The sequence below is a fragment of the Streptomyces sp. NPDC047017 genome (assembly GCF_040644175.1).
GTDB lineage: Bacteria > Actinomycetota > Actinomycetes > Streptomycetales > Streptomycetaceae > Streptomyces.
Genome location: NZ_JBEYVW010000001.1, coordinates 449,761 through 474,913 on the forward strand (window position 1 = coordinate 449,761; position 25,153 = coordinate 474,913).

The following is a 25,153-nucleotide window of genomic DNA, read 5'->3' on the forward strand; positions in this document are numbered from 1 at the left end:
TTCCCCGAATAGGCGTCGGCAGCCTGAGAGAACGGCCCCGGAGGATTCGTCCTCCGGGGCCGTTCCCGTGTGTGCGTGTACGTGTGCGGGCCGGTGGGGGCTGGTCGCGCGGTTCCCCGCGCCCCTTTCACAGAGGCGCGGGGAACCGGCTCGCCCCCTACGCCTTGCGCAGCCGGAACGTCAGGGAAAGCCCCTCGTCCGTGAAGGTGTCGCCGTAGGTGCCGTCGGCCTCGCCCTGGGCGAAGTCCGTCGCCAGGACCTCGTCGGCGATGAGGCCCGCGTGCTCCGACAGCGCCGCGAGCACCGCCGGGTCCGTGGAGGTCCAGCGCAGCGCGATCCGGTCCGCGACGTCCAGGCCGCTGTTCTTGCGCGCCTCCTGGATCAGCCGGATCGCGTCCCGGGCCAGGCCCGCCCGGCGCAGCTCCTCGGTGATCTCCAGGTCGAGCGCCACCGTCGCGCCCGAGTCGGACGCCACCGACCAGCCCTCGCGCGGGGTCTCGGTGATGATCACCTCGTCCGGCGCCAGGGTGACCGTCTCGCCGTCGACCTCCACCGACGCCGTGCCCTCGCGCAGCGCCAGCGACAGCGCCGCCGCGTCGGCCCCGGCGACCGCCTTCGCCACGTCCTGCACCCGCTTGCCGAACCGCTTGCCCAGCGCCCGGAAGTTGGCCTTGGCGGTGGTGTCCACCAGGGAGCCGCCGACCTCGCTCAGCGACGCCAGCGAGGACACGTTCAGCTCCTCGGTGATCTGCGCGTGCAGCTCGCGGTCGAGGGCGTCGAAGCCCGCCGCCGCGACCAGCGCCCGCGACAGCGGCTGGCGGGTCTTGACGCCCGACTCCGCGCGCGTGGCCCGGCCCAGCTCCACCAGCCGCCGCACCAGCAGCATCTGCCGGGACAGCTCCGGGTCGATCGCGGACAGGTCCGCCTCCGGCCAGGCCGCCAGGTGCACCGACTCCGGGGCGCCCGGGGTGACCGGCACCATCAGGCCCTGCCAGACCCGCTCGGTGATGAACGGGGTCAGCGGGGCCATCAGCTTGGTGACCGTCTCGACGACCTCGTGCAGCGTGCGCAGCGCGGACTTGTCGCCCTGCCAGAAGCGGCGGCGCGAGCGGCGGACGTACCAGTTCGACAGGTCGTCGACGAACGCGGACAGCAACTTGCCGGCACGCTGCGTGTCGTACGCCTCCAGGGCCTGCGTGACCTGGTCGGTCAGCGCGTGCAGCTCGCTGAGCAGCCAGCGGTCCAGGACCGGGCGGTCGGCCGGGGCCGGGTCGGCCGCCGAGGGCGCCCAGTGGGACGTACGGGCGTACAGCGCCTGGAAGGCGACCGTGTTCCAGTAGGTCAGCAGCGTCTTGCGCACCACCTCCTGGATGGTGCCGTGGCCGACCCGGCGGGCCGCCCACGGGGAGCCGCCGGCCGCCATGAACCAGCGCACCGCGTCCGCGCCGTGCTGGTCCATCAGGGGGATCGGCTGCAGGATGTTGCCCAGGTGCTTGGACATCTTGCGGCCGTCCTCGGCGAGGATGTGGCCCAGGCATACGACGTTCTCGTACGACGACTTGTCGAACACCAGGGTGCCGACCGCCATCAGCGTGTAGAACCAGCCGCGGGTCTGGTCGATCGCCTCGGAGATGAACTGCGCCGGGTAGCGGCTCTCGAACAGCTCCTTGTTCTTGTACGGGTAGCCCCACTGCGCGAACGGCATCGAACCCGAGTCGTACCAGGCGTCGATGACCTCGGGCACGCGTACGGCCGTCGCCGCGCAGCCGTCCTGCGGGCAGGCGAAGGTGACCTCGTCGATGAACGGGCGGTGCGGGTCCAGGGCCGACTGGTCGGTGCCGGTCAGCTCGGACAGCCGCGCGCGCGAGCCGACGCAGGTGAGGTGGCCCTCCTCGCAGCGCCAGATGGGCAGCGGGGTGCCCCAGTAGCGGTTGCGGGAAAGGGCCCAGTCGACGTTGTTGTCCAGCCAGTCGCCGAAGCGGCCGTGCTTGACCGTGTCCGGGAACCAGTTGGTCTTCTCGTTCTCCGCCAGCAGCCGGTCCTTGACGGCCGTGGTGCGGATGTACCAGGACGGCTGGGCGTAGTAGAGGAGCGCGGTGTGGCAGCGCCAGCAGTGCGGGTAGCTGTGCTCGTAGGGCAGGTGCCGGAAGAGCAGGCCCCGCTCGGCGAGGTCCGCGGTCAGCCGCTCGTCGGCCTTCTTGAAGAAGACGCCCCCTACAAGATCGACGTCCTCCTCGAAGGTGCCGTCCGGGCGCACCGGGTTGACCACCGGCAGGCCGTAGGCGCGGCAGACCTTGAGGTCGTCCTCACCGAAGGCGGGGGACTGGTGGACCAGACCGGTGCCGTCCTCGGTGGTGACGTACTCGGCGTTGACCACGTAGTGGGCGGGCGCGGGGAACTCCACCAGCTCGAAGGGGCGCCGGTAGGTCCAGCGCTCCATCTCGGCGCCGGTGAAGGTCTCGCCGGTGGTCTGCCAGCCCTCGCCGAGCGCCTTGGCGACCAGCGGCTCGGCGACGACCAGCTTCTCCGCGCCGTCCGTCGCGACCACGTAGGTCACCTCGGGGTGCGCGGCGACCGCCGTGTTGGACACCAGCGTCCACGGGGTCGTCGTCCACACCAGCAGCGCGGCCTCACCCGCGAGCGGGCCGGAGGTCAGCGGGAAGCGGACGAAGACGGAGGGGTCGACGACCGTCTCGTAGCCCTGCGCCAGCTCGTGGTCGGACAGGCCGGTGCCGCAGCGCGGGCACCAGGGCGCCACCCGGTGGTCCTGGACCAGCAGGCCCTTGTCGAAGATCTCCTTCAGCGACCACCAGACCGACTCGATGTACTCGGGGTCCATCGTGACGTAGGCGTCGTCGAGGTCGACCCAGTAGCCCATGCGGGTCGTCAGCTCGGAGAAGGCGTCGGTGTGGCGGAGCACGGACTCGCGGCACCGGGCGTTGAACTCGGCGATGCCGTACGCCTCGATGTCCTTCTTGCCGCCGAAGCCCAGCTCCTTCTCCACCGCCAGCTCCACCGGCAGGCCGTGGCAGTCCCAGCCGGCCTTGCGGCCCACGTGGTAGCCGCGCATGGTGCGGAAGCGGGGGAAGACGTCCTTGAAGACGCGGGCCTCGATGTGGTGGGCGCCCGGCATGCCGTTGGCGGTGGGCGGGCCCTCGTAGAACACCCACTCGGGGCGGCCCTCGGACTGCTCCAGGCTCTTGGCGAAGATCTTCTGCTCGCGCCAGAAGTCGAGCACCGCGTGTTCGAGCGCGGGCAGGTCGACCTGGGCGGGCACCTGGCGGTACTGCGGCTGAGTGTTCAAGGAGCTTCCTCCGGCGGACGTTCTGCCTTCCGTCGGAGGGACGAGAGCCTTCGTGCTGTGTACGCCGTGTGCGGCGCGCTCCCGCGGTACCACCCTCCTTGGCCCTCCGGTGCGCCCTGCGCCCCGGCGAGCCCCCTCATTGGGGTCGCGATGCCGGGTCTACCGGCCCCCGCGCAGGCGCTGGGGCGTTCTTCCGGCGGCTCCGGGGTGATCTTCACGTCGCGCTCGCCCCCGGGCTCACACCGTCCCCGGGTCGCTCTGGGCTGCGTACGCCGCTACTCGTCCCCATCCACGCTTCTCGCTGAGGCCAGTGTACGGCGCTCCGGGGCGGGCGGCCGACCGCTTTACCGGCCGGGGCCGCCGGGGGGCGGAGCCGGTGCCCCGGTGACCCGAACGGCGAGGGGCGCCCGGTCGGATCACCGGACGGGCAGCCGGTCGGATTACCCGGCGGGGAGCGGGGCACAACGGATGCAGGCCGGCCGACGGCGGGCGCGGGGCGGGCGGATCGGGCGGCGTGCCCCGTTGCCGCGGAACTCAAGTCGATTTATCGTCCCAGCACGATTCGCGTGCAGATCACCCTATGTGAAGGGGCCGCGGGCATGGTGGCGAAGAAGACCGCCGAGCAGTCGGCGTCCGGCAGGTCCCGGCACACCCGTACCGGAGCCACGGGGACCGGTGCCGGCGCCGATGCCGGCCAGGAGCAGCGGAAGCGGGCTCCCGCCGGGAAGGCGGCGCGGGCCGCGGGGACCGGAGCGGCCGCGCGGGGTGGGGACGGAGCCGGTGTGGGCAGGAAGAGCACGGGCAAGAAGGCGGGCGCGGCCGAGGCCGCGAAGCAGACGGGAGCCACGACGGTGGTTGCGAAGAAGACTCCTGGCACGGCCACGGCGGCCACGACGGCCGTCCCCAAGGCACGGGTGGCCGCGGTGGTGGACCCCGGCGACCTCGCGGTGCGCCCGGGGGAGGACCCCTGGACCGAGAAGGAGGTCGCCGAGGCCCGCGCCGAGCTGGAGTCGGAGCTGGAGCGGCTGAGCGCGGAGATCAGCGCGTCCGAGGCCGCCGTGGCCGGCCTGATGCGCGACTCCGGCGACGGCGCGGGCGACGACCAGGCCGACACCGGCACCAAGAACATCACCCGCGAGCACGAGATGGCGCTGGCCGCCAACGCCCGCGAGACGCTCACCCAGACCGAGCGCGCCCTGGACCGGCTGGAGGCGGGCACCTACGGCCTGTGCGAGACCTGCGGCAACCCGATCGGCAAGGCCCGGATGCAGGCGTTTCCGCGGGCCACCCTGTGCGTGGAGTGCAAGCAGAAGCAGGAACGCCGGTACTGAACCGCCTCCGGGGCGTGCCGTACCCTCGTGCTCCAGGGTCTTTCGTTCGGATCAGGCCGGATCAGGGAGCGGTGCCAGGGCCCGCGAGCCCGGCCTGATCCGGACGACAGGCCCTCGGTCAGGTACCTAGGCGAGGGACTCACGTGGCAGAGGCGGAGCGCATCATCGGGACGCCGGGCACCCCGGACGCGCGGCGTACCGGGCAGCAGCGGACCGGCGGGGACGGGACGCCGGGCGAGCGGCCGCCGGCCGGCCCCGACGGCGCCCGCGCCGACGGCACGGCACCGGCGGGCGGCGCACCGGCGGCGGACGGCGGCCCGGCGGCGAGCGAGGCCGCCGAGCCCGCGCGGACCGCGGAGCCGGCCACGCCGGAGGCGGCCGGGCGCGGCCGCGGCAGGCGCCGGATCGGTGTGCTGTTCTCGGTGGCCGCCTTCGCCTACGCCCTCGACCTGATCAGCAAGCTCATCGTGGTGGCCAAGCTGGAGCACCACGCGCCGGTCGACATCTTCGGCAGCTGGCTCCAGTTCCAGATGATCCGCAACTCGGGCGCCGCCTTCAGCTTCGGCGAGGCGTACACGGTGATCTTCACGGTGATCGCGGCCGCCGTGATCGTGGTGATCGTCCGGCTCGCCCGCAAGCTCTACAGCCTGCCCTGGGCGTTCGCGCTCGGCCTGCTGCTGGGCGGCGCGCTGGGCAACCTCACCGACCGGATCTTCCGCTCGCCCGGCGTCTTCAAGGGCGCGGTCGTCGACTTCATCTCGCCCAAGCACTTCGCCGTCTTCAACCTCGCCGACTCGGCGATCGTCTGCGGCGGCATCCTGATCGTGCTGCTGTCGTTCAGCGGCCGGGACCCGGACGGGACCGTCCACAAGGACTGAGCCGAGGGCCCGCGCGTACGGCACCGCCCGGCCCGTCCGGCATACTCGACGGGTGAGCACGCTTCCCGAGATCCGTACCCTGCCCGTGCCCGACGGCCTGGAGGGCGAGCGCGTCGACGCCGCCATCTCCCGCATGTTCGGCTTCTCCCGCACGAAGGCGGCCGAGCTGGCCGCGGCGGGCAAGGTGCTGGTCGACGGCACGGTGGTCGGCAAGTCCGAGCGGGTGAGCGGCGGCGCCTGGCTGGAGGTCGAGATGCCGCAGGCGCCCGCGCCCGTGCGGATCGTGGCCGAGCCGGTCGAGGGCATGGAGATCGTGCACGACGACGACGACGTGGTCGTGATCGTCAAGCCGGTCGGTGTCGCCGCGCACCCCAGCCCCGGCTGGACCGGCCCCACGGTCATCGGCGGCCTGGCCGCCGCCGGGTACCGGATCTCCACCTCCGGCGCCGCCGAGCGCCAGGGCATCGTGCACCGCCTGGACGTCGGCACCTCCGGCCTGATGGTGGTCGCCAAGTCCGAGTACGCGTACACCTCGCTCAAGCGCCAGTTCAAGGAGCGCACGGTCGACAAGCGCTACCACACCCTGGTGCAGGGCCACCCCGACCCGACCAGCGGCACCATCGACGCGCCCATCGGGCGGCACCCGAACCACGACTACAAGTGGGCGGTCACCGCCGAGGGCAAGCCGTCCGTCACGCACTACGACCTCATCGAGGCGTTCCGCGCGGCCTCCCTGCTCGACGTGAAGCTGGAGACCGGGCGCACCCACCAGATCCGCGTCCACATGGCCGCCCACCGGCACCCCTGCGTCGGCGACCTGACCTACGGCGCCGACCCCACCCTCGCCAAGCGGCTGCGGCTGACCCGCCAGTGGCTGCACGCCGTACGGCTCGGCTTCGAGCACCCCGGCGACGGCCGGTGGGCGGAGTTCGCCAGCGACTACCCCGAGGACCTCCAGCAGGCCCTGGAGCAGGTGCGCGAGGAGACCTACGCGTGAGCGGGCCGTCGTACGCGGTACGCGTCGCCGAAGGGCCGGCCGACCGGGCGGCCTGCTTCGCGGTGCGCAAGGAGGTCTTCGTCACCGAGCAGGGTGTGCCCGAGGAGATCGAGTACGACGACCTCGACGCCGTCGCCGTGCATGTGCTGGCCGTCCGCGCGGACGGCGTGCCGCTGGGCACCGGCCGGCTGCTGCACGGCGCGGCGGCGGCCGGGAAGACCGGCGCGGACGCGGACGTCGGCTCGCTCGGCCGGCTCGCCGTCGCGAAGGCGGCCCGCGGCCTCGGCGTCGGCGCGGCCCTGGTGCGCGCCGTGGAGGGCGCGGCCCGCGCGCGCGGCCTGACCGCGGTGGACCTGCACGCGCAGACCCAGGCCCTGGGCTTCTACGAACGGCTCGGGTACACGGCGTACGGACCCGAGTTCCCGGACGCGGGTATCCCGCACCGGGCGATGCGGCGCGCACTGTAGCCGAGGGCGAAGAGGCCGGTCGGAGCGACGGCATGGCAGGCTGGGGGTCTGCCGTGTGATCGTCCGACTCCCGGAGCGCTGACCGTGGATCAGTTGGCCCTGCTGTTCGTCATCCTGCTCGCGGCGGTGATCAGCGTCCCCGTCGGGGACCGGTTCGGGCTGCCCGCGCCGGTGCTGATGACGCTCCTCGGGATCGTGCTGGCGGTCCTCGACTTCGTGCCGAACGTCGACATCCCGCCCGGCCTGATCCTGCCCGCCCTGCTGCCGCCGCTGCTCTACGCCGCCGTACGGCGCACCTCCTGGCGGCAGTTCACGGCGAACAAACGGCCGATCTTCCTGCTGGCCGTCGCGCTGGTCTTCGTCACCACGATCTGCGTGGCCGTCGTCGCCCACACCATCGTGCCGGGACTGTCGCTGGCCGCCGCGGTGGCGCTCGGCGCGCTGATCGCCCCGCCCGACCCGGTCGCGGCCACCGCCGTCGCCGGACAGCTCGGGCTGCCGCGCCGCCTGGTGTCGATCCTGGAGGGCGAGGGGCTGTTCAACGACGTCACCGCCATCGTGCTCTACCACGTGGCGATCGCCGCCGTCGTCAGCGGCGAGTTCTCCGCCTGGCAGGCCGGGCTCGACCTGGTGCTGTCCGCGGGGGTCGCGGTGGCCATCGGCGTGGCGCTCGGCTGGGGCGCCAACAAGCTGCTGGACCGGCTGGGCGACGCCACCCTGCAGATCGGGCTGACCCTGCTCGTGCCGTACGCCTCCTACGTGCTCGCCGAGGAACTGCACGGCTCCGGTGTGCTCGCCGTGCTCACCACCGCCCTGTTCCTGTCCGAGTACGCCGCCGACGCCGACGACGTGCTCAGCCGGCTGGCCGGGCACACCGTCTGGGACGTCGTGGACACCCTGGTCACCGGGGTCGCCTTCGGGCTCATCGGCCTGGAACTGCACAACGCGCTGCGGACCGCGTCCGGCCGCTGGGGCGAACTGCTCGGCTGGGCCGGGGTCGTGGTGGGCGTGGTGGTGTTCGTCCGGCTGCTGTGGCTGCTGCCGGCGACCTGGCTGACCAGACGCCTGCACGCGCGCCGGGACTACGAGGAGGACATCCCGATGACCTGGCGGGAGACCGTCGTCATGTGGTGGTCGGGGATGCGCGGCGTGGCCTCGGTCGCGCTGGCGCTGGCCATCCCGCTGGAGACGCAGAGCGGCGCGCCCTTCCCCGACCGGGACGAGATCGTGTTCATCGCCTTCGGGGTCATCATGGTGACGCTCGTGGTGCAGGGGCTCACCCTGCCCTGGCTGGTCAAGCGGCTGGGCGTGCGGGCCGACACCGAACGCGAGCAGGAGTTCGAGCGGGAGCTGGCGGTCCGGGCGGCGAAGGCGGCCAAGCGGCGGCTCAAGGAGATCGAGACGGTCGAGGACCTGCCGGACGAGCTGTCCGAGCAGATGCAGCGCCGGGCCTACGAGATCGGGCTGCGGATCAACCCGCAGATCGGGGACGAGGAGCGGCGCGAGGCGCAGGAGAAGCGGGTGCGGCGGATCAAGCGGCTGCGGCGCATCCAGAGCGAGATGCTCAGCGCCGCCCGGCACGAGGTGCTGGCCGCGCGCAGCGAGCCGGGCGCCGACCCGGAGATCGTGGACCGCGTGCTGCGCCATCTCGACGTGCGCAGCCTGCGGTGACTCGCGTCCGCTGACACTCACGGAGCACAGGGCCTAGGCTCTGGGAGCATGACACGCAACGTGGTGATCAGCGGTGGCGGTACCGGGATCGGGCTGGCCACGGCACAGGTGTTCGCGGCCGGCGGGGACCGGGTGCTGCTCCTCGGGCGCAGAGAGGACGTGCTGCGCAAGGCGGAGGTGCCCGGGGCGCTGACGTTCGCCGCCGATGTCGGGGACGTGGACGGGGTGCGGGCGGTGGCCCGGTTCGTCGCCGAGGAGATGGGCGCCGTGGACGTCCTGGTGCACAGCGCCGGCGGCTCCGGGCAACTGGAGCCCCAGGTGGAGCGGGACGACCCGCTCGATCTCGTCGCCGACAACTGGACAGTCAACTTCCGGATCAACACGCTGACCGCCGTGCTGCTCACCGAGGCTCTCAAGGACCGGCTGGCCGAGCCGGGCGGACGGGTGCTCTTCCTCAGCTCCATCGCCGCCCACCGCGGCTCCGGCACCGGCGCCTACGCCGCCTCCAAGGCCGCCCTGCACCCCTACGCCCACGACCTGGCCCGCCAGTTGGGCCACCGCGGCATCACCGTGAACGTGGTCGCCCCCGGCTACATCGAGGACACCGACTTCTTCGGCGACGCGATGGACGAGGAGCGGCGCGCCCGGCTCGTCGCGGAGACCTCCGTGGGACGGGCCGGCACGCCGGGCGACGTCGCCGCCACCCTGCACTGGCTGGCCTCCCCGGCCGCCGGCCACCTCACCTCCCAGATCATCCAGGTCAACGGCGGCGCCGAGCGCGGCCACTGACCCCGGCGGGGCGCCGGCAGCTCACCGGCGCCCCGACCCCGACCTGTCGAACTCGTCCAGCTTGTCGTGCCGGTCGTGCCGGTCGTGCGGGTCACGCCGGTCGTGCGGGTCCTGCTTGTCGTACTTATCGTGCTTGTCTTGCTTGTCGTGCTTGTTGAAGGATGGCCACGCCGCGCCGTCGCGGGACGGGTCGTCGCCGTCGCCCTGCCGCGGCACCGCCTCGGCCGTGTTGACGCGCGGCAGGGCGTACGGGTGCTCCTCGCACAGCCAGCGCAGCATCTCCTCGCGCACCGCGACCCGTACCGTCCAGATGTCGTCGGAGTCCTTCGCCGTCACCAGCGCCCGCACCTGGATGGTGGTCGGCGTGGTGTCGGTGATCTGCACGCTGTAGGCGCGGCCGTCCCAGGCCGGGCACTGGCGCAGGATGTCCCGCAGCTTCTCGCGCATCGCCTCCAGCGGCGCGGCGTGGTCCAGGTGCCAGAAGACCGTGCCGGTCATCTGCGGGGTGCCGCGCGACCAGTTCTCGAACGGGTTGGACGTGAAGTGCGAGACCGGCATGGTGATCCGGCGCTCGTCCCAGGTCCGTACCGTCAGGAAGGTCAGGGTGATCTCCTCGACCGTGCCCCACTCGCCGTTCACCACCACGGTGTCACCGATGCGCACCATGTCGCCGAAGGCGATCTGCAGCCCGGCGAACATATTGCTCAGCGTGGACTGCGCCGCCACACCCGCGACGATGCCGAGGATGCCGGCCGAGGCCAGCAGCGAGGCCCCCGCCGCCCGCATCTCCGGGAAGGTCAGCAGCATGGAGGCGGCCGAGACCACGATGACGATCGCGGTGACCACCCGCATGATCAGCTCGACCTGGGTGCGCACCCGCCGTACCCGGGCCGGGTCCCGGTTGGCGCGGGCGCTGGCGTAGCGCGAGTACGAGGTCTCCACGATGGCCGCCGCGATCCGGATCGTCAGCCAGGCGGCCGAGCCGATCAGCACCAGCGTCAGGGTCCGGCCGATGCCGCCGCGGTGCTGCTCCAGCAGCTCGGCCTGGTCGTAGGAGCCTCTGAGCAGCGCTGCGCACAGGACGAGCTGGTAGGGCACGCGGGCGCGGCGCAGCAGCCCCCACAGTGGTGTCTCGTGGTGGCGTTCGTCGGCCTTGCGTAGCAGCAGGTCGGTGGCCCAGCCGATGACCAGGGTGAGGACGACGGAGCCGCCGACCACGACCAGCGGACGCAGTACGTTCTCCATGCCTGCGAACGTAACCGGCCCCGGGCGGACATGAACATGTGTCTTCTCCGCGATCGCGGGTACGGCCCGGCGGGTGTGGCGAGGCTCTCGCGAAACATCCACATCCCGCCGCGGTCGGGCACTGTCGTACCCGGCTGGCACCATGGCCTCATGAACATCATGCTCTTCCACTCGACCCATGGCCTGACCCCGGCGGTGCGGCAGGCCGCGGACCGGCTGCGCGCCGCGGGACACGAGGTATGGACACCGGATCTCTTCGAGGGCGCCACGTTCGACTCGGTCGAGGAGGGCATGGCGTTCAAGGACGGCATCGGCAAGGACGAACTGCTCAGACGGGCCGTGCTGGCCGCGGCCCCCTATTCGGAACGGGGCCTGGTGTACGCCGGGTTCTCGCTCGGCGCGTCCATCGCCCAGACCCTCGCCCTCGGCGACGAGAAGGCGCGCGGCCTGCTGCTCCTGCACGGCACGTCCGACCTGGCGCCCGGCGTCCAGGCCGACGGCCTGCCCGTCCAGTTGCACGTGGCCGAGCCCGACCCGTTCGAGCCGGACGACTGGCTGAGCGCCTGGTACCTCCAGATGGGCCGGGCCGGCGCCGACGTGGAGGTCTACCGCTACCCCGGGGCCGGGCACATCTACACCGACCCCGACCTGCCCGACTACGACGCGGAGGCCGCCGAGGCCACCTGGCGGGTGGCGCTCGGCTTCCTCGGCTCCCTGGACTGACCGGCCGCACCGGTCCCGGGCCGGCTACACCGGGTCGTAGGTCCGCTCGACCCGCTGCGTGCCGCTGCGCGTGCGGTACGAGCGGGCCCAGGCGGAGGTGGCGTCCGCGCGGGTGCGGTCGGACAGCACGTAGTAGTCCATCTGCGCGCGCTCGGCGGTGAGGTCCAGGACGCCGTAGCCGTGCCGGTCGGTGTCCACCCAGTGCACATGCCGGTTGGCGGCCTGGATCACCGGCGCGGCCAGCGCCGAGACCACGCCCTCCGGCACCTTGACGATGTCGTCGAGGTTGTCGGAGGTCAGCGAGGTGACCACGAACTCGGTGGCGGCCGACGCCGACAGCGGGTAGGTGCCGGCGTCCACCGGCACGTCGTTGGCCCACGCCATGTGGATGTCGCCGGTCAGGAAGACGGTGTTGCGGATGGCGTTGGCGCGCAGATGGGCCAGCAGTTCGCGCCGGTCGTCGGTGTAGCCGTCCCACTGGTCGGTGTTGATCGCGAGCCCGTCCCGCGGCAGCCCGAGCAGCTTCGCCAGCGGCCCCAGCAGGTCCGCGGAGAGCGAGCCGACGACGAACGGGGAGATCATCACGGAGTTGCCGACCAGCCGCCAGGCGGTGTCGGACGCCTTCAGGCCGGCCTTGAGCCAGTCCAGTTGGGCGCGGCCCGTGATCGTGCGGTCCGGGTCGTCGACCGCGCCGCTGCCGCCGGACACCTGCTGCGAGCGGAAGGAGCGCAGGTCGAGCAGGGACAGGTCGGCCAGCTTGCCGAAGCGCAGCCGGCGGTAGGTGGTGCCCTCGATCGCCGGGCGCACCGGCATCCACTCGAAGTACGCCTGCTTCGCGGCGGCCTTGCGGTCGCTCCAGGTGCCCTCGGCGCCCTCGGTGTGGTTGACCGCGCCGCCCGACCAGGCGTTGTCGGCGAACTCGTGGTCGTCCCAGATGGCGATGACCGGTGCCTTGTGATGCAGCGCCTGCAGGTCGGGGTCGGTCTTGTGCTTGGCGTGCCGGACGCGGTAGTCGGCGAGGGTGATGATCTCGTTCGCCGGGGCGTGCGGCCGGACGACCTTGCCGCGGGCCGCGTACTCGCCGGTCTTGTACTCGTAGATGTAGTCGCCCAGGTGCAGCCAGCCGTCCAGATCGCCGCGGGCGGCGAGATGGCGGTAACCGGCGAAGTAGCCGGCCTCCCAGTTGGCGCAGGAGACCACGCCGAAGCGCAGGTTGGCCACGGCGGCGTCGTGGGCGGGCGCGGTGCGGGTGCGGGCGGCGGGGGAGTCGGTGGCGCCGGCCGAGAACCGGAACCAGTAGTCGGTGGCCGGCTCCAGGCCGCGGATGTCGGCCTTGACGGTGTGGTCGGAGGCGGCCGTGGCGGTGGTGGAACCCTTCGCCACGATGGTGGTGAACGCCTTGTCCCGGGCCACCACCCAGCTCACCTCGGTGTCGGGGCCGAGCCCGGAGCCGGGTATCGCCTCCGCGGCCGGGGTCACCCGGGTCCACAGCAGGACGCCGTCGGGCAGCGGGTCGCCGGAGGCGACGCCGTGCAGGAAGGCGGGGGTGTCCGTGGCGGCGCGGGCCGGCAGCGCGGCGGCCAGCGGACCGGCCAGGACAGCGCTCGCCGCCGCGGCCTTGACGACCGTACGGCGGCGCGGGGAGAGGGAGCCGAGGCCCTGGGAAGCCTCGGGCGATCTGTATCTACTGGTCACGGGCGATCAGATTACTGACCAGTAGAGCCGAGGAGCGGGCGAACCCGTGAAGTTCGCCCGCTCTTCAACAGCGGTTTCGACAGCGGTCGGGCGAAGGCGCGGTCAGCCCTTGAGCGCGGCGCCGACCACCGAGTCGAAGTCCGCCACCGACATCGGCGCGTTCTTCGAGCCGGGGGCGGTGAGCTGCTTGCCGTCCATCACCAGGGTCGGGGTGCCGGTCACGCTGTCCTTGTTGTCGTCGAAGGTCTTCGACATGGCCATGGCCCAGGCGTCGTAGGTGCCGTCCTTCACCGCCGCCTGGAACTTGGCGTTGCCCTTGAGCGCCGAGACGGTGTCGGCGACCTTGAGCAGGTAGTCGTCGCTCTTGAACTTGTCGTCGTTCTCGTCCGGGTGCCACTTGGTGGAGTAGAGCGCGGTCTTGTACTCAAGGAACGCCTCGGGGCTGACGTTCAGCGCGGCGCCGAGGGCGCTCAGCGCGTTCTTGGAGCCTTCGCCCTGGTCGTGCGCGTCCAGGAAGGTGCCCGAGATGTACTGCATCTTGAACTTGCCCTCGTCGACGTCCTTCTTCAGGGTCGCGCCGACGGTCTGCTCGAACTGGGCGCACACCGGGCAGCGCGGGTCTTCGTAGACCTTGAGGGTCTTCTTGGCGGTGCTCTTGCCGAAGATCACCGTCGTGCCGTCCGTGCCGGAGGTGTTGGCCGGCGCGACGACCTTCTCGTCCTTGACGGCGTCCCAGTGACCGGGCTTGTTGGCCTGCACGACGGCGTAGCCGATGCCGCCGGCCGCCGCCAGCACGACGACGACCGAGGCGACGACGATCAGCTGCCGCCGGGTCTTGGCGCGCTTGGCCTCGCGTTCGCGCTCGGCGCGCAGCCGCTCACGGGCCGCCGTCTTCGCCGTCTGGCTGTTGCGCTTGCTCATGGTGGTGTCTCTCCTGGGGGACGCGCGGCGGCGCCGCGCGGGTACGGGTAGGGGGCCGGTCGTGCTCGGGCCGGCCGTCGCCGCTCAGCGGAGGGCGAGGGCCGCGGCGGCCGAGCGCGGTGGTCCGCGCCGTCCCAGGGAGTGCGTGAGGAGGCGGGTGCGCAGCGCGAGGGCGTGCGGGGCGCGGCGCACCGGGCGGCGGGCCGGGCGGGGCCGGCGCACCGCGACGGCCGCGACCGCGAGCAGCAGCGGGCGGAAGGTGGTGGCGCCCGCGGCGCGCAGCAGCTGGGCCAGGGCCCGCTCGCCGCGGCGCAGCCAGCCGGCCGCGAGCAGCCCCACGGCGATGTGCGCGGCCAGCAGCAGCCAGGCGGTGGCCGGGTCGGCGTGCGCCGGCAGCGCCGCGAGCCGGTCGGTGCCGGCGCCGGTCATCCGGGCCCAGGGGGTGCCGACGCTCGCGTGGCTGCCGCACAGCACGTCCCAGCCGACCGAGCGCAGCGGCCCGGTCAGCGGGCCGCCCGCCGGGCCGTAGCAGACGTGCTGGCCGGTGGTGAAGACGGTGTCGGCGGCCAGCTCCAGCGGGACCAGCAGGACGGCGATCCGCGCGAAGCCGCGCTCGCGGCCGGCCAGGGCGTAGGCGAGCAGGAACACGGCGAGCGCGACCGCGGCCACCGTGTTCAGCGGCAGCGGGACCCGCGAGAGGAGCACGTGCGACGCGGTGCTGAGCGTCACGACCACGGCCGTGAACAGCGCCGCGCGTACGGCTCTGAGGTGGGTCCCTGATATGTCCATAGCGAGACAAGAGTGTGGCACGGGGGCCGGTAAGGGGACTCTAAAAGGTCCCTGTGTGCGGCCGATCCGTCACAGACCCGGAATCCGTCCGTTGCGGAACAGGTCCAGGAAGATCTGGTGGTCGCCGCGCGCGCGGGCGCCGTAGCCGTGCGCGAAGTCCACCAGCAGCGGGGCGAAGCCGTCCTCGTCGGCCGCGATCGCCGCGTCGATGGCCCGCTCGGTGGAGAACGGCACCAGCGACTCGCCGGACTGGTCGTCGGCCGCCGCGTGCATGGTGGCGGTGGCCCGGCCCAGGTCGGCGACGACCTGCGCGATCTCCTCGGGGTCGTCGATGTCCTCCCAGCCCAGGTCGACGGCGTACGGCGAGACCTCGGCGACCAGCTGGCCCGCGCCGTCCAGCTCGGTCCAGCCCAGCCACGGGTCGGCGTGCGCCTGCAGGGCGCGCTGGGAGATCACCGTGCGGTGGCCCTCGTGCTGGAAGTAGTCGCGGATCGACCGGTCGGTGACGTGCCGGGAGACGGCCGGGGTCTGGGCCTGCTTGATGTAGATCACGACGTCGTTCTCCAGGGCGTCGCTGTTGCCCTCCAGGAGGATGTTGTACGAGGGCAGCCCGGCCGAGCCGATGCCGATGCCCCGGCGGCCCACGACGTCCTTCACCCGGTAGGAGTCCGGGCGGGCCAGCGAGGACTCGGGCAGCGTCTCCAGGTAGCCGTCGAAGGCGGCCAGCACCTTGTAGCGGGTGGCGGCGTCCAGCTCGACGGAGCCGCCGCCGGGCGCGAAGCGGCGCTCGAAGTCGCGGATCTCGGTCATCGACTCCAGCAGCCCGAACCGGGTCAGCGAGCGGGCGTCGCGCAGCGCGTCCAGGAGCGGGCCCTCGGCGGTGTCCAGGGTGAAGGGCGGCACCTCGTCGCTCTTGGCGCCGGTGGCCAGGGCGTGGATCCGCTCCCGGTAGGCGGCGGCGTAGACCGTGACCAGCTCGGTGATCTGGTCGTCGCTGAGCGCCTTGGCGTACCCGATGAGGGCGATGGAGGCGGCGAAGCGCTGGACGTCCCAGGTGAACGGGCCGACGTACGCCTCGTCGAAGTCGTTGACGTTGAAGATCAGCCGGCCGTTCGAATCCATGTACGTGCCGAAGTTCTCCGCGTGCAGGTCGCCGTGGATCCACACGCGCGAGGTGCGCTCGTCCAGGTAGGGACCGCCGCGCCCGGTGGGCCCGGCCGCCAGGTCGTGGTGGAAGAGGCACGCCGTGCCCCGGTAGAAGGCGAAGGCGGAGGCCGCCATCTTGCGGAACTTCACCCGGAACGCGGCCGGGTCGGCGGCCAGCAGTTCGCCGAAGGCGGTGTCGAAGACGGCGAGGATCTCCTCGCCGCGCTGCTCGTCGCTGAGCCGGGGAACCGACATCGCTGGTGCCTCCTGGTGCGGGTGGTGCCTGACAAGGGGAGCGGATCTTCCCCCGGACCAACGTCCGGTGCCGCCGGTAAGTGCCCGCCCCGGCCGGCCGCCCCCTCGCCGCCCGAAGGAACCGGCACAGCCCCGGCTGTCAGTGCCGGGGCATAGACTTCGACGCTGACCCCGGACTGTCCCGAGCCCGCCGCCGATCCGTGCCCCAGGAGGCCGAACCGTGTCGAAACCGCCGTTCACGCACCTGCACGTCCACACCCAGTACTCGATGCTGGACGGTGCCGCGCGGCTCAAGGACATGTTCGACGCCTGCAACGAGATGGGCATGTCGCACATCGCCATGTCCGACCACGGCAACCTGCACGGGGCGTACGACTTCTTCCACACCGCGAAGAAGGCCGGGGTCACCCCGATCATCGGCATCGAGGCGTATGTCGCCCCCGAGTCCCGGCGCAACAAGCGCAAGATCCGCTGGGGCCAGCCGCACCAGAAGCGGGACGACGTCTCCGGTTCGGGTGGTTACACCCACAAGACCATGTGGGCGGTGGACCGCACCGGCCTGCACAACCTCTTCCGCCTCTCCTCGGACGCCTACGCCGAGGGCTGGCTGCAGAAGTGGCCCCGCATGGACAAGGAGACCATCTCCCAGCGGTCGCAGGGCATCGTCGCCTCCACCGGCTGCCCCTCGGGCGAGGTGCAGACCCGGCTGCGCCTGGGCCAGGACGCCGAGGCGCTGCAGGCCGCCGCCGACTACCAGGACATCTTCGGCAAGGACCGGTACTTCCTGGAGCTGATGGACCACGGCATCGACATCGAGCACCGGGTGCGCGAGGGCCTGCTGGAGATCGGCAAGAAGCTCGGCATCCCGCCGCTGGTCACCAACGACTCGCACTACACGTACGCGCACGAGGCCGGCGCCCATGACGCCCTGCTGTGCATCCAGACCGGCAAGAACCTGTCCGACCCCGACCGCTTCAAGTTCGACGGCACCGGCTACTACCTGAAGTCCACCGACGAGATGTACGCCATCGACTCCTCGGACGCCTGGCAGGAGGGGTGCGCCAACACCCTCCTGGTGGCCGAGATGGTCGACACCACGGGCATGTTCGAGAAGCGCGACCTGATGCCCAAGTTCGACATCCCCGAGGGCTTCACCGAGGTCACCTGGTTCAAGGAGGAGGTCCGGCGCGGCATGGACCGCCGCTTCCCCGGCGGCGTCCCCGAGGACCGCCAGAAGCAGGTCGAGTTCGAGATGGACGTCATCATCCAGATGGGGTTCCCGGGGTACTTCCTGGTCGTCGCCGACTTCATCATGTGGGCCAAGAACAACGGCATCGCGGTCGGCCCCGGCCGAGGCTCCGCGGCCGGTTCGATCGTCGCCTACGCCCTGGGCATCACCGACCTCGACCCGATCCCGCACGGCCTGATCTTCGAGCGGTTCCTCAACCCCGAGCGCGTCTCCATGCCCGACGTCGACATCGACTTCGACGAGCGCAGGCGCGTCGAGGTGATCAGGTACGTCACCGAGAAGTACGGCGCCGACAAGGTCGCCATGATCGGCACCTACGGCAAGATCAAGGCCAAGAACGCGATCAAGGACTCCGCGCGCGTGCTGGGTTACCCGTACGCGATGGGCGACCGCATCACCAAGGCCATGCCCGCCGACGTACTGGGCAAGGGCATCGACCTGAACGGCATCACCGACTCCTCGCACCCGCGCTACTCGGAGGCCGGCGAGGTCCGCGGGATGTACGAGAACGAGCCGGACGTGAAGAAGGTCATCGACACCGCCAAGGGCGTCGAGGGCCTGGTCCGGCAGATGGGCGTGCACGCGGCCGGCGTGATCATGTCCAGCGAGACCATCACCGAGCACGTCCCGGTCTGGGTCCGGCACACCGACGGCGTGACCATCACCCAGTGGGACTACCCGAGCTGCGAGTCGCTCGGCCTGCTGAAGATGGACTTCCTCGGCCTGCGCAACCTGACGATCATGGACGACGCCGTCAAGATGGTGAAGTCCAACAAGGGGATCGACATCGATCTCCTCAGCCTCCCGCTGGACGACCCGACGACCTTCGAACTGCTCCAGCGCGGCGACACCCTCGGCGTCTTCCAGTTCGACGGCGGCCCCATGCGCTCCCTGCTGCGCCTGATGAAGCCCGACAACTTCGAGGACATCTCCGCCGTCTCCGCGCTGTACCGCCCGGGTCCCATGGGCATGGACTCGCACACCAACTACGCGCTGCGCAAGAACGGCCTCCAGGAGATCACCCCGATCCACCAGGAGCTGAAAGAGCCCCTCGAAGAGGTCCTGGACGTCACCCACGGCCTGATCGTCTACCAGGAGCAGGTGCAGAAGGCCGCCCAGATCATCGCCGGCTACTCGCTCGGCGAGGCCGACATCCTGCGCCGCGTGATGGGCAAGAAGAAGCCCGACGAACTGGCGAAGAACTTCACCATCTTCCAGGCCGGCGCCAAGAAGAACGGCTACAGCGACGAGGCGATCCAGGCGCTGTGGGACGTCCTGGTGCCGTTCGCCGGCTACGCCTTCAACAAGGCCCACTCGGCCGCGTACGGACTGGTCTCGTACTGGACCGCCTACCTCAAGGCCAACCACCCCGCCGAGTACATGGCGGCCCTGCTGACCTCCGTCAAGGACGACAAGGACAAGTCGGCGGTCTACCTCAACGAGTGCCGCCGCATGGGCATCAAGGTGCTCCCGCCCAACGTCAACGAGTCCGAGTCGAACTTCGCCGCCCAGGGCGACGACGTGATCCTCTTCGGCCTGTCCGCCGTCCGCAACGTCGGCACCAACGTCGTCGAGTCGGTCATCAGGAGCCGCAAGGCCAAGGGGAAGTACTCCTCCTTCCCCGACTACCTCGACAAGGTCGAGGCGGTGGTCTGCAACAAGCGCACCACCGAGTCCCTGATCAAGGCCGGCGCCTTCGACGAGATGGGACACACCCGCAAGGGCCTCACCGCGCAGTACGAGCCGATGATCGACAACGTGGTGGCGGTCAAGCGCAAGGAGGCCGAGGGGCAGTTCGACCTCTTCGGCGGCATGGGCGAGGAGACCGGCGGCGAGCCCGGCTTCGGCCTGGACGTGGAGTTCTCGCCCGACGAGTGGGACAAGACCTATCTGCTCGCCCAGGAGCGGGAGATGCTCGGTCTCTACGTCTCCGACCACCCGCTCTTCGGCCTGGAGCACGTGCTCGCCGACAAGGCCGACGCCGGTATCTCCCAGCTCACCGGCGGCGAGCACGCCGACGGCGCGGTGGTCACCATCGGCGGCATCATCTCCGGCCTGCAGCGCAAGATGACCAAGCAGGGCAACGCCTGGGCCATCGCCACGGTCGAGGACCTGGCGGGCTCCATCGAGTGCATGTTCTTCCCGGCTACGTACCAGCTGGTGTCCACCCAACTCGTCGAGGACGCCGTGGTCTTCGTCAAGGGCCGCCTCGACAAGCGCGAGGACGTGCCCCGGCTGGTCGCCATGGAGCTGACGGTCCCCGACCTGTCGAACGCGGGCACCAACGCGCCGGTGATCGTCACCATCCCCGCGCTCAAGGTCACCCCGCCGATGGTCAGCCGCCTCGGCGAGATCCTCACCCACCACAAGGGCGACAGCGAGGTCCGGATCAAGCTCCAGGGACCGTCGAAGACGACGGTGCTGCGCCTGGACCGGCACCGGGTGAAGCCCGACCCGGCCCTCTTCGGCGACCTGAAGGTGCTGCTGGGCCCGGCCTGCCTGGCCGGCTGAGCCGCCGGCCATCCGGCCGGACCACGCGAAGTGGACCCAGCGAAGAGGTCCATGCGAAGAGGGGCGTTCCCGTGCGCATCGGGTACGCCCCTCTCGGGTGCCAGGGTCCGGTCAACGGCCCTCGCGGCGCGATCAGTTGTGGCCGAAGCGCTTCTGGCGGCTCTTGCGGGCCATGGTGGTGGGTCCGGCCTGCGGGGCGTGGTGCTCGGACTGCGGCTCCGTCACGGAGTGCTCCGCCTCCTGCGGGCCGTTCGCGGCCACGGACGCCTTCTGCCGGCTGCGGTCCTGCTTGCGGTTCTTGGCCATGGTGATCAGCCTCCTGCGGGGGATCTAGGGGCCAGGGCCGCCCTCAGATTCACATATGCCGACAATGAACGCATGTCGGATAATTACCGTATGTGACAAGGGTGTCGGGCCCGGAGTCCCCGAAACGCCACGCCGAAGATCGAGTTCCGGCCGTTAACCCCGGCGCCGTCGGGCAGACTCGAAAGAAGCCCGAATCACATCCCTGAGCAACCTCCCCGGAAAGAGGGTGGATCGCGTGGACCGCTGCATCGTCCTGGTGGACGCCGGGTATCTGCTGGGGGCCGCCGCGAGCCTCCTCGCCGGGGAGCCGTCGCGGTCCCGGATCACCGTCGACCACACCGCTCTCGTCCGGCAGCTGCGCGAGCAGGCGGAGTCCGACACCGAGCGCCCGCTGCTGCGCATCTACTGGTTCGACGGCGCCCCCGACCGGGTGCCACAGCCCGAGCACCGCAGACTCCGGGTGATGCCCCGGGTCACCGTCCGCCTCGGCGCCCTGACCCGCAGCGACGGCCGCTGGGCGCAGAAGGGCGTGGACGCGGCCATGCACGCCGAGCTGACCGAGCTGGCCCGCAACCGCGCCTGCTCCGACGTCGTCCTCGTCACCGGCGACGGCGACCTGCTGCCCGGCATGATGGCCGCCAAGGAGCACGGCGTCGCCGTCCACCTGTGGGCCGTGCAGGCCGCCGGCGGCGACTACAACCAGTCCGAGGACCTGGTCGCCGAGGCCGACGAGCGCCGCGTCCTGGACCGCGCCTGGATCACCAAGGCCGTACGCGCCAAGGAACTGGGCGGCATCTGCGCGCCGCCGCCCGTGCCCCGCCCCGAGATCGCCGCGATCCTCTCCGCGCCACTGCCCGAGTCCGGTCTCTCCGCGGCCCGGGAGCGGCCCGAGCGGGAGCCGCGCCATCCGGACGGCGTGGCCGCGCGGGAGGACGCCGAGGAGCGGCTGCCGGCCGCCAAGGGCGTGCCCACCCCCAAGGACCTCGCCGCCCTGCGCGCGCCCGGCGTCCAGCCGCCCGCCCCGCACCCCGCCACCGCGACCCTGCGCTGGTCCTCCGACAAGGGCTGGGTGGACCGCTCCGGCGCGACCTCCGAGCCGCCCGACGCCGCCTCCATGCCGACCCTCGCCCAGCTGACCACCGCCGAGCAGCGGTGGGCGGACCGTGAGGAGGACATCACGACCGTCGGCGGCGATCCGTACGAGGTCGGACAGGTGTTCGCCAGGCGGTGGGTGGAGCGCCTCGGCGACCAGGCCCACCTGCAGAAACTGTCGTCGATGTACCCCCGGGTGCCGCACCGCGTCGACGGTGAGCTGCTGCGCTACGCCGCCCGCTTCGGGCTGCTCGCGCACAAGGACGACCAGATCGACGAGCACGACCGCTACGCCATCCGGGCGGGGTTCTGGCGGGAGATCGACGTCCGTACCGCCGCCGAGCACGCCCCGGTGGGCGACTGAGCCCGGCGGGCGCCCGGGGGAGGAACCGGGCGAGGCCGCCCCAAGGACGAGTAAAGCCCGCGGACCCCGTACTCTCGTCCCTTGTGAGTACGCGCGCGGCACCGGGACTTCGGCACACGGACGACGTCGTGTGCGCGGTGCGCGGACTGACCAAGACCTATCCCGCGGCCCGCGGCCGGCGCGGCGCCCCCGGCACGCCCGAGGTGCGCGCCACCGACGGGATCGCGCTGGACGTCCGGCGCGGCGAGATCTTCGGGCTGCTCGGCCCCAACGGCGCCGGAAAGTCCACGCTGGTGCGCCAGCTCACCGGGCTGATGCGCCCCGACGGCGGCAGCGTCGAGATCCTCGGCCACGACATCGTCGCCCACCCCGAGCGGGCCGCGCGCCTGCTCGCCTACCTCGGGCAGGAGTCCACCGCCCTGGACGAGCTGTCCGTCTCGCTCGCCGCCGAGACCACCGGCCGGCTGCGCGGCCTGGACGTCCGCCGGGCGCGGGCCGAACGCGACGCCGTCCTGGACGAACTGGGCCTCGCCCCGATCGCCGGACGGCCGCTGAAGAAGCTCTCCGGCGGCCAGCGCCGGCTCGCCTGCTTCGCCGCCGCGCTGGTCGGCGAGCGCCCGCTGCTGGTGCTCGACGAGCCCACCACCGGCATGGACCCGGTGGCGCGGCGCGCGGTGTGGTCCGCGGTGGACCGGCGGCGCGCCGAGCACGGCACGACCGTGCTGCTGGTCACCCACAACGTCATCGAGGCCGAGACCGTCCTCGACCGTGTCGCCGTCCTCGACCAGGGGCGGGTCATCGCCTGCGACACCCCGGCCGGCCTCAAGGAGCGGGTCTCCGGCGAGGTGCGGGTCGAGCTGGTGTGGCGGGAGCGGGCGCCCCTGGAGGTGCCGGAGGTCGCCGCGCTGGAGGAACGGGCCGTGCGCTCGGGCCGCCGCTGGACGCTGCGGCTCGCCCCCGAGGAGGCCCGCGCCGCCGTCGCCACGGTCACCGGCGGGTCCGCCTTCGCCGCCCTGGACGACTTCACCCTCGCCACGCCCAGCCTGGAGGACGTGTACCTGGCACTGGGCGGCGCCGCCCGGCAGGGGCTGGTCAAGGCGTGAGCGGGACGGGGACGGCGGACCGGGGTGCGGCGGCCGGCGGGGGCGCGAGGATGAACACGCCGCCCGGCGGGTCCGTACCCACCGCAGGGGAGTGCGCCGCAGTGAAGAGGAGCAGTTCGACGTGAGTGCCGTACCCGCCGACGTGCTGGCCGGCCCGGTGGACCGGGTGGACGTGCAGGAGGGCGGTGCCGCGCGGACGCGGGCCGCCGAACTGGCGCCGCGGGCGCGGCTGTGGCCGTCGCTGGCGGCCGTGTACCGGGCCCAGCTGTCCCGGGCGCGGGTGGCGCGGATCCCGCTGCTGTTCGTCGCGACCTTCCAGTCCGTCGGCATCATGATCATGATGCGGGGCGTGGTCGACGGCGGCGGCGAGGCCCGGTCCGTGGTGGCCGGCGCCGCGATCGTCGTCGTCGCCTACGTCGCCCTGAACCTGCTCTCCCAGTACTTCGGCCAGCTGCGTTCCAGCGGCGGGCTCGACCACTACGCGACGCTGCCGGTGCCGCCGGCCGCCGTGGTGCTGGGCGCGGCGGCCGCGTACGCCTCCTTCACGGTGCCGGGCACCCTGGTCACCGCGGTCTTCGGATGTGTGCTGTTCGGGCTGCCGCTGGGCAATCTGTGGGTGCTGGTGGCGGTGATCCCGCTCGCGGGCGCCGCCCTGTCCGGGCTCGGCGCCGCCTGCGGGCTGCTCGCCCCGCGCCAGGAGCTGGCCACCCTGCTCGGTCAGCTGGGCATGTCGGCGGCGCTGCTGCTCGGCGTGCTGCCGCCCGACCGGATGCCGGGGATCATCCGGCTGGCGCGCGACCTGCTGCCGTCCACCTACGGGGTGGAGGCGTACGCGCGCAGCTTCGCGGGCCGTCCCGACTGGGGGCTGGTCGGCGTCGACATGGCGGTGTGCGCCGGGGTCGGGGTGGTCTCGCTGGCGGTCGCCACCTGGGCCTACCGCCGGGCGGCCGTCCGGTGACGCGGCTGACAGACTCGCCTGGCACGATGACAGGGTGACCGCTCCGTTGACTCCGCCCACTCCGCCGAACCGGCGGCCCTCCCAGTCCGCGCAGCCCGCCGCCTCCGGCGAGGCCGCGCAGCAGCCCCCGCGGCCGGACGGGCCCGCGCGGGGCGCCTGGTCCGCACCGGAGACGCACGCCGGGGCGGCGCACTCCGGCTACGGACAGGACGGTCCCGGGCTGCGCACCGAGCTGTGGGAGGCTGCCGTGATCACGGTGGCCGTCACCCTCTGCGGGGTGCTCCTCGGCCTGCTGTGGCTGTGGCTGGCCCCGCGGGTGCCGCTGGTCGGCGACACCGTCGACAACGGCTGGGTCGTCTACCTCAAGGACACCGAGGGCGAACAGGCGATCGGCGTGGACGGAACGTTCACTCTGCTGGCGCTGGCCCTCGGCGTGCTCAGCGGGGCGGCCGTCTTCCTGCTGCGGCGGCGCGGCGGTGTGCCGCTGGTGGTGGCGCTGTGCGTGGGCGGGCTGCTCGGCTCGCTGGTGGCGTGGCGGCTCGGACTGTGGCTCGGCCCCCAGCACGACGTGATCGCCCACGCCAAGGCCGTGGGCAAGGGAGTCACCTTCTCGGCCCCGCTCAAGCTGGGCGCCAAGGGAGCACTCCTGGCCTGGCCCCTGGCGGCCCTGGTCGTCCACCTCGGCCTGACCGCCCTGTTCGGCCCACGCGACCCCGACCCGTACGAGGAGCAGTCCGCTGCGGGGGAGCCGCAGGCGTAGGGGGCGGGGCCGTCGGTCGGTGGGGTTGCCCGGCCGGTGGCGTTGCGCGGCTGGTGGGGCTGCTGCCCGGCGGGGGTGCCGGGTCGGCGTAGCCGCCGGGCGGGCGGGAGTGTCGGGGCGGCGGGATGGTCGGGTCGACGGAACTGCCGGGGCGCGGAGCCGTGGTGCGGGCGGTCTGTCGGCGGATGTGGCCGTGAGACCGGCGTAGCGGTCGGCGGGTGGGATCGCCGGGCCGCAGAGCTGCCGGAAGGTGCGGTTGCCTGGCCGCGGAGCGGTGGTGCGGTGGTGCGGGCGGGGCGAGGTCGGCGGGCGGCCGCCGCCGACAGGCGGGCGGAGCAGCCAGGCGGGCGGAGCAGCCAGGCTCCGGAGCTGTGGCACCCGGCGGAGCTGTCGGGTGGGCGGGCTGCCGGACCGGTGGAGCTGTCGGGTGGGCGGGCTGCCAGGCTGGCGAGGCCGTCAGACGCCGGGGCGGTCAGGTCGGCGGAGCTGTCAGGCGGGCGGAGGAGCCAGGCTCCGGAGCTGTGGCACCCGGCGGAGCTGTCGGGTGGGCGGGCTGCCGGACCGGTGGAGCTGTCGGGTGGGCGGGCTGCCAGGCTGGC

At 72.3% G+C, this 25,153-nt stretch carries 18 protein-coding genes and 1 pseudogene; 12 read left to right on the plus strand and 7 right to left on the minus strand.

Annotation, left to right across the window (positions count from 1 at the left end; genetic code table 11):
- Positions 1 to 157 precede the first annotated feature (157 nt).
- Complete coding sequence (ileS, locus tag ABZ858_RS02190; protein ID WP_361371274.1) at positions 158 to 3,304, minus strand: isoleucine--tRNA ligase; 3,147 nt, start codon at positions 3,302 to 3,304, stop codon at positions 158 to 160.
- A gap of 599 nt (positions 3,305 to 3,903) precedes the next feature.
- On the opposite strand from ileS, the gene ABZ858_RS02195 reads away from it, so the two are divergent.
- From ABZ858_RS02195 to ABZ858_RS02220, 6 genes are all read left to right on the plus strand, one after another.
- Positions 3,904 to 4,635, plus strand: coding sequence for a TraR/DksA family transcriptional regulator (locus ABZ858_RS02195; RefSeq protein WP_361371277.1), 732 nt, complete (start codon positions 3,904 to 3,906; stop codon positions 4,633 to 4,635).
- Positions 4,636 to 4,778: 143 nt separating this feature from the next.
- The gene (gene lspA, locus ABZ858_RS02200; RefSeq protein ID WP_361371280.1) at positions 4,779 to 5,513 is read left to right on the plus strand and encodes a signal peptidase II; all 735 of its coding nucleotides are present in this window, start codon (positions 4,779 to 4,781) and stop codon (positions 5,511 to 5,513) included.
- A gap of 52 nt (positions 5,514 to 5,565) precedes the next feature.
- Positions 5,566 to 6,510, plus strand: coding sequence for an RluA family pseudouridine synthase (locus tag ABZ858_RS02205; protein WP_361371283.1), 945 nt, complete (start codon positions 5,566 to 5,568; stop codon positions 6,508 to 6,510).
- Positions 6,507 to 6,977 carry a GNAT family N-acetyltransferase gene (locus tag ABZ858_RS02210; RefSeq protein WP_361371286.1) on the plus strand — a complete coding sequence of 157 codons (471 nt, stop codon included), beginning with the start codon at positions 6,507 to 6,509 and terminating at the stop codon, positions 6,975 to 6,977. The genes ABZ858_RS02205 and ABZ858_RS02210 overlap by 4 nt, the downstream gene beginning before the upstream one ends.
- An 84-nt stretch (positions 6,978 to 7,061) precedes the next feature.
- Positions 7,062 to 8,648, plus strand: coding sequence for a Na+/H+ antiporter (locus tag ABZ858_RS02215; RefSeq protein ID WP_361371289.1), 1,587 nt, complete (start codon positions 7,062 to 7,064; stop codon positions 8,646 to 8,648).
- A gap of 48 nt (positions 8,649 to 8,696) precedes the next feature.
- Positions 8,697 to 9,437 (plus strand): SDR family oxidoreductase, encoded by a 741-nt coding sequence (locus ABZ858_RS02220; RefSeq protein ID WP_361371292.1) that lies wholly within the window; start codon positions 8,697 to 8,699, stop codon positions 9,435 to 9,437.
- A gap of 213 nt (positions 9,438 to 9,650) precedes the next feature.
- On the opposite strand, the pseudogene ABZ858_RS02225 reads toward ABZ858_RS02220, so the two are convergent.
- Positions 9,651 to 10,682 (minus strand): annotated as a pseudogene (locus ABZ858_RS02225) (mechanosensitive ion channel domain-containing protein); the annotation flags it as partial.
- 150 nt (positions 10,683 to 10,832) lie between these two features.
- Here ABZ858_RS02225 and ABZ858_RS02230 point away from each other — a divergent pair.
- Positions 10,833 to 11,405 (plus strand): dienelactone hydrolase family protein, encoded by a 573-nt coding sequence (locus tag ABZ858_RS02230; protein ID WP_361371295.1) that lies wholly within the window; start codon positions 10,833 to 10,835, stop codon positions 11,403 to 11,405.
- Positions 11,406 to 11,429: 24 nt separating this feature from the next.
- On the opposite strand, the gene ABZ858_RS02235 is transcribed toward ABZ858_RS02230, so the two are convergent.
- The 4 genes from ABZ858_RS02235 to ABZ858_RS02250 all read right to left on the minus strand — a co-directional run bounded on the left by ABZ858_RS02235 (position 11,430) and on the right by ABZ858_RS02250 (position 16,211).
- A complete protein-coding gene (locus ABZ858_RS02235; RefSeq protein WP_361371298.1) occupies positions 11,430 to 13,100 on the minus strand; it encodes an alkaline phosphatase D family protein in 1,671 nt (556 codons plus the stop codon).
- A gap of 102 nt (positions 13,101 to 13,202) precedes the next feature.
- The gene (locus ABZ858_RS02240; protein ID WP_361371301.1) at positions 13,203 to 14,021 is read right to left on the minus strand and encodes a thioredoxin domain-containing protein; all 819 of its coding nucleotides are present in this window, start codon (positions 14,019 to 14,021) and stop codon (positions 13,203 to 13,205) included.
- An 84-nt stretch (positions 14,022 to 14,105) separates the two neighbouring features.
- Positions 14,106 to 14,810, minus strand: a complete 705-nt coding sequence (locus ABZ858_RS02245; RefSeq protein WP_361371304.1) for a hypothetical protein — start codon at positions 14,808 to 14,810, stop codon at positions 14,106 to 14,108.
- Positions 14,811 to 14,879: 69 nt separating this feature from the next.
- A complete protein-coding gene (locus tag ABZ858_RS02250; protein WP_361371307.1) occupies positions 14,880 to 16,211 on the minus strand; it encodes a DUF2252 domain-containing protein in 1,332 nt (443 codons plus the stop codon).
- A gap of 220 nt (positions 16,212 to 16,431) precedes the next feature.
- Between ABZ858_RS02250 and dnaE the strand changes: the two genes are divergently transcribed.
- Positions 16,432 to 19,971, plus strand: a complete 3,540-nt coding sequence (gene dnaE, locus ABZ858_RS02255) for a DNA polymerase III subunit alpha (protein ID WP_361371310.1) — start codon at positions 16,432 to 16,434, stop codon at positions 19,969 to 19,971.
- A 132-nt stretch (positions 19,972 to 20,103) separates the two neighbouring features.
- Here dnaE and ABZ858_RS02260 read toward each other — a convergent pair whose 3' ends face one another.
- Positions 20,104 to 20,277 carry a hypothetical protein gene (locus ABZ858_RS02260; RefSeq protein ID WP_361371313.1) on the minus strand — a complete coding sequence of 58 codons (174 nt, stop codon included), beginning with the start codon at positions 20,275 to 20,277 and terminating at the stop codon, positions 20,104 to 20,106.
- A 235-nt stretch (positions 20,278 to 20,512) separates the two neighbouring features.
- On the opposite strand from ABZ858_RS02260, the gene ABZ858_RS02265 reads away from it, so the two are divergent.
- The 4 genes from ABZ858_RS02265 to ABZ858_RS02280 all read left to right on the plus strand — a co-directional run bounded on the left by ABZ858_RS02265 (position 20,513) and on the right by ABZ858_RS02280 (position 24,554).
- Positions 20,513 to 21,733 carry an NYN domain-containing protein gene (locus tag ABZ858_RS02265; protein ID WP_361371316.1) on the plus strand — a complete coding sequence of 407 codons (1,221 nt, stop codon included), beginning with the start codon at positions 20,513 to 20,515 and terminating at the stop codon, positions 21,731 to 21,733.
- A 128-nt stretch (positions 21,734 to 21,861) separates the two neighbouring features.
- The gene (locus tag ABZ858_RS02270) at positions 21,862 to 22,836 is read left to right on the plus strand and encodes an ABC transporter ATP-binding protein (RefSeq protein WP_361371943.1); all 975 of its coding nucleotides are present in this window, start codon (positions 21,862 to 21,864) and stop codon (positions 22,834 to 22,836) included.
- 145 nt (positions 22,837 to 22,981) lie between these two features.
- Positions 22,982 to 23,794 carry an ABC transporter permease gene (locus ABZ858_RS02275; protein ID WP_361371946.1) on the plus strand — a complete coding sequence of 271 codons (813 nt, stop codon included), beginning with the start codon at positions 22,982 to 22,984 and terminating at the stop codon, positions 23,792 to 23,794.
- A gap of 34 nt (positions 23,795 to 23,828) precedes the next feature.
- Positions 23,829 to 24,554: a hypothetical protein gene (locus ABZ858_RS02280; protein ID WP_361371319.1), complete on the plus strand. Its 726-nt coding sequence runs from the start codon at positions 23,829 to 23,831 to the stop codon at positions 24,552 to 24,554.
- The last annotated feature ends 599 nt before the right edge of the window (positions 24,555 to 25,153 follow it).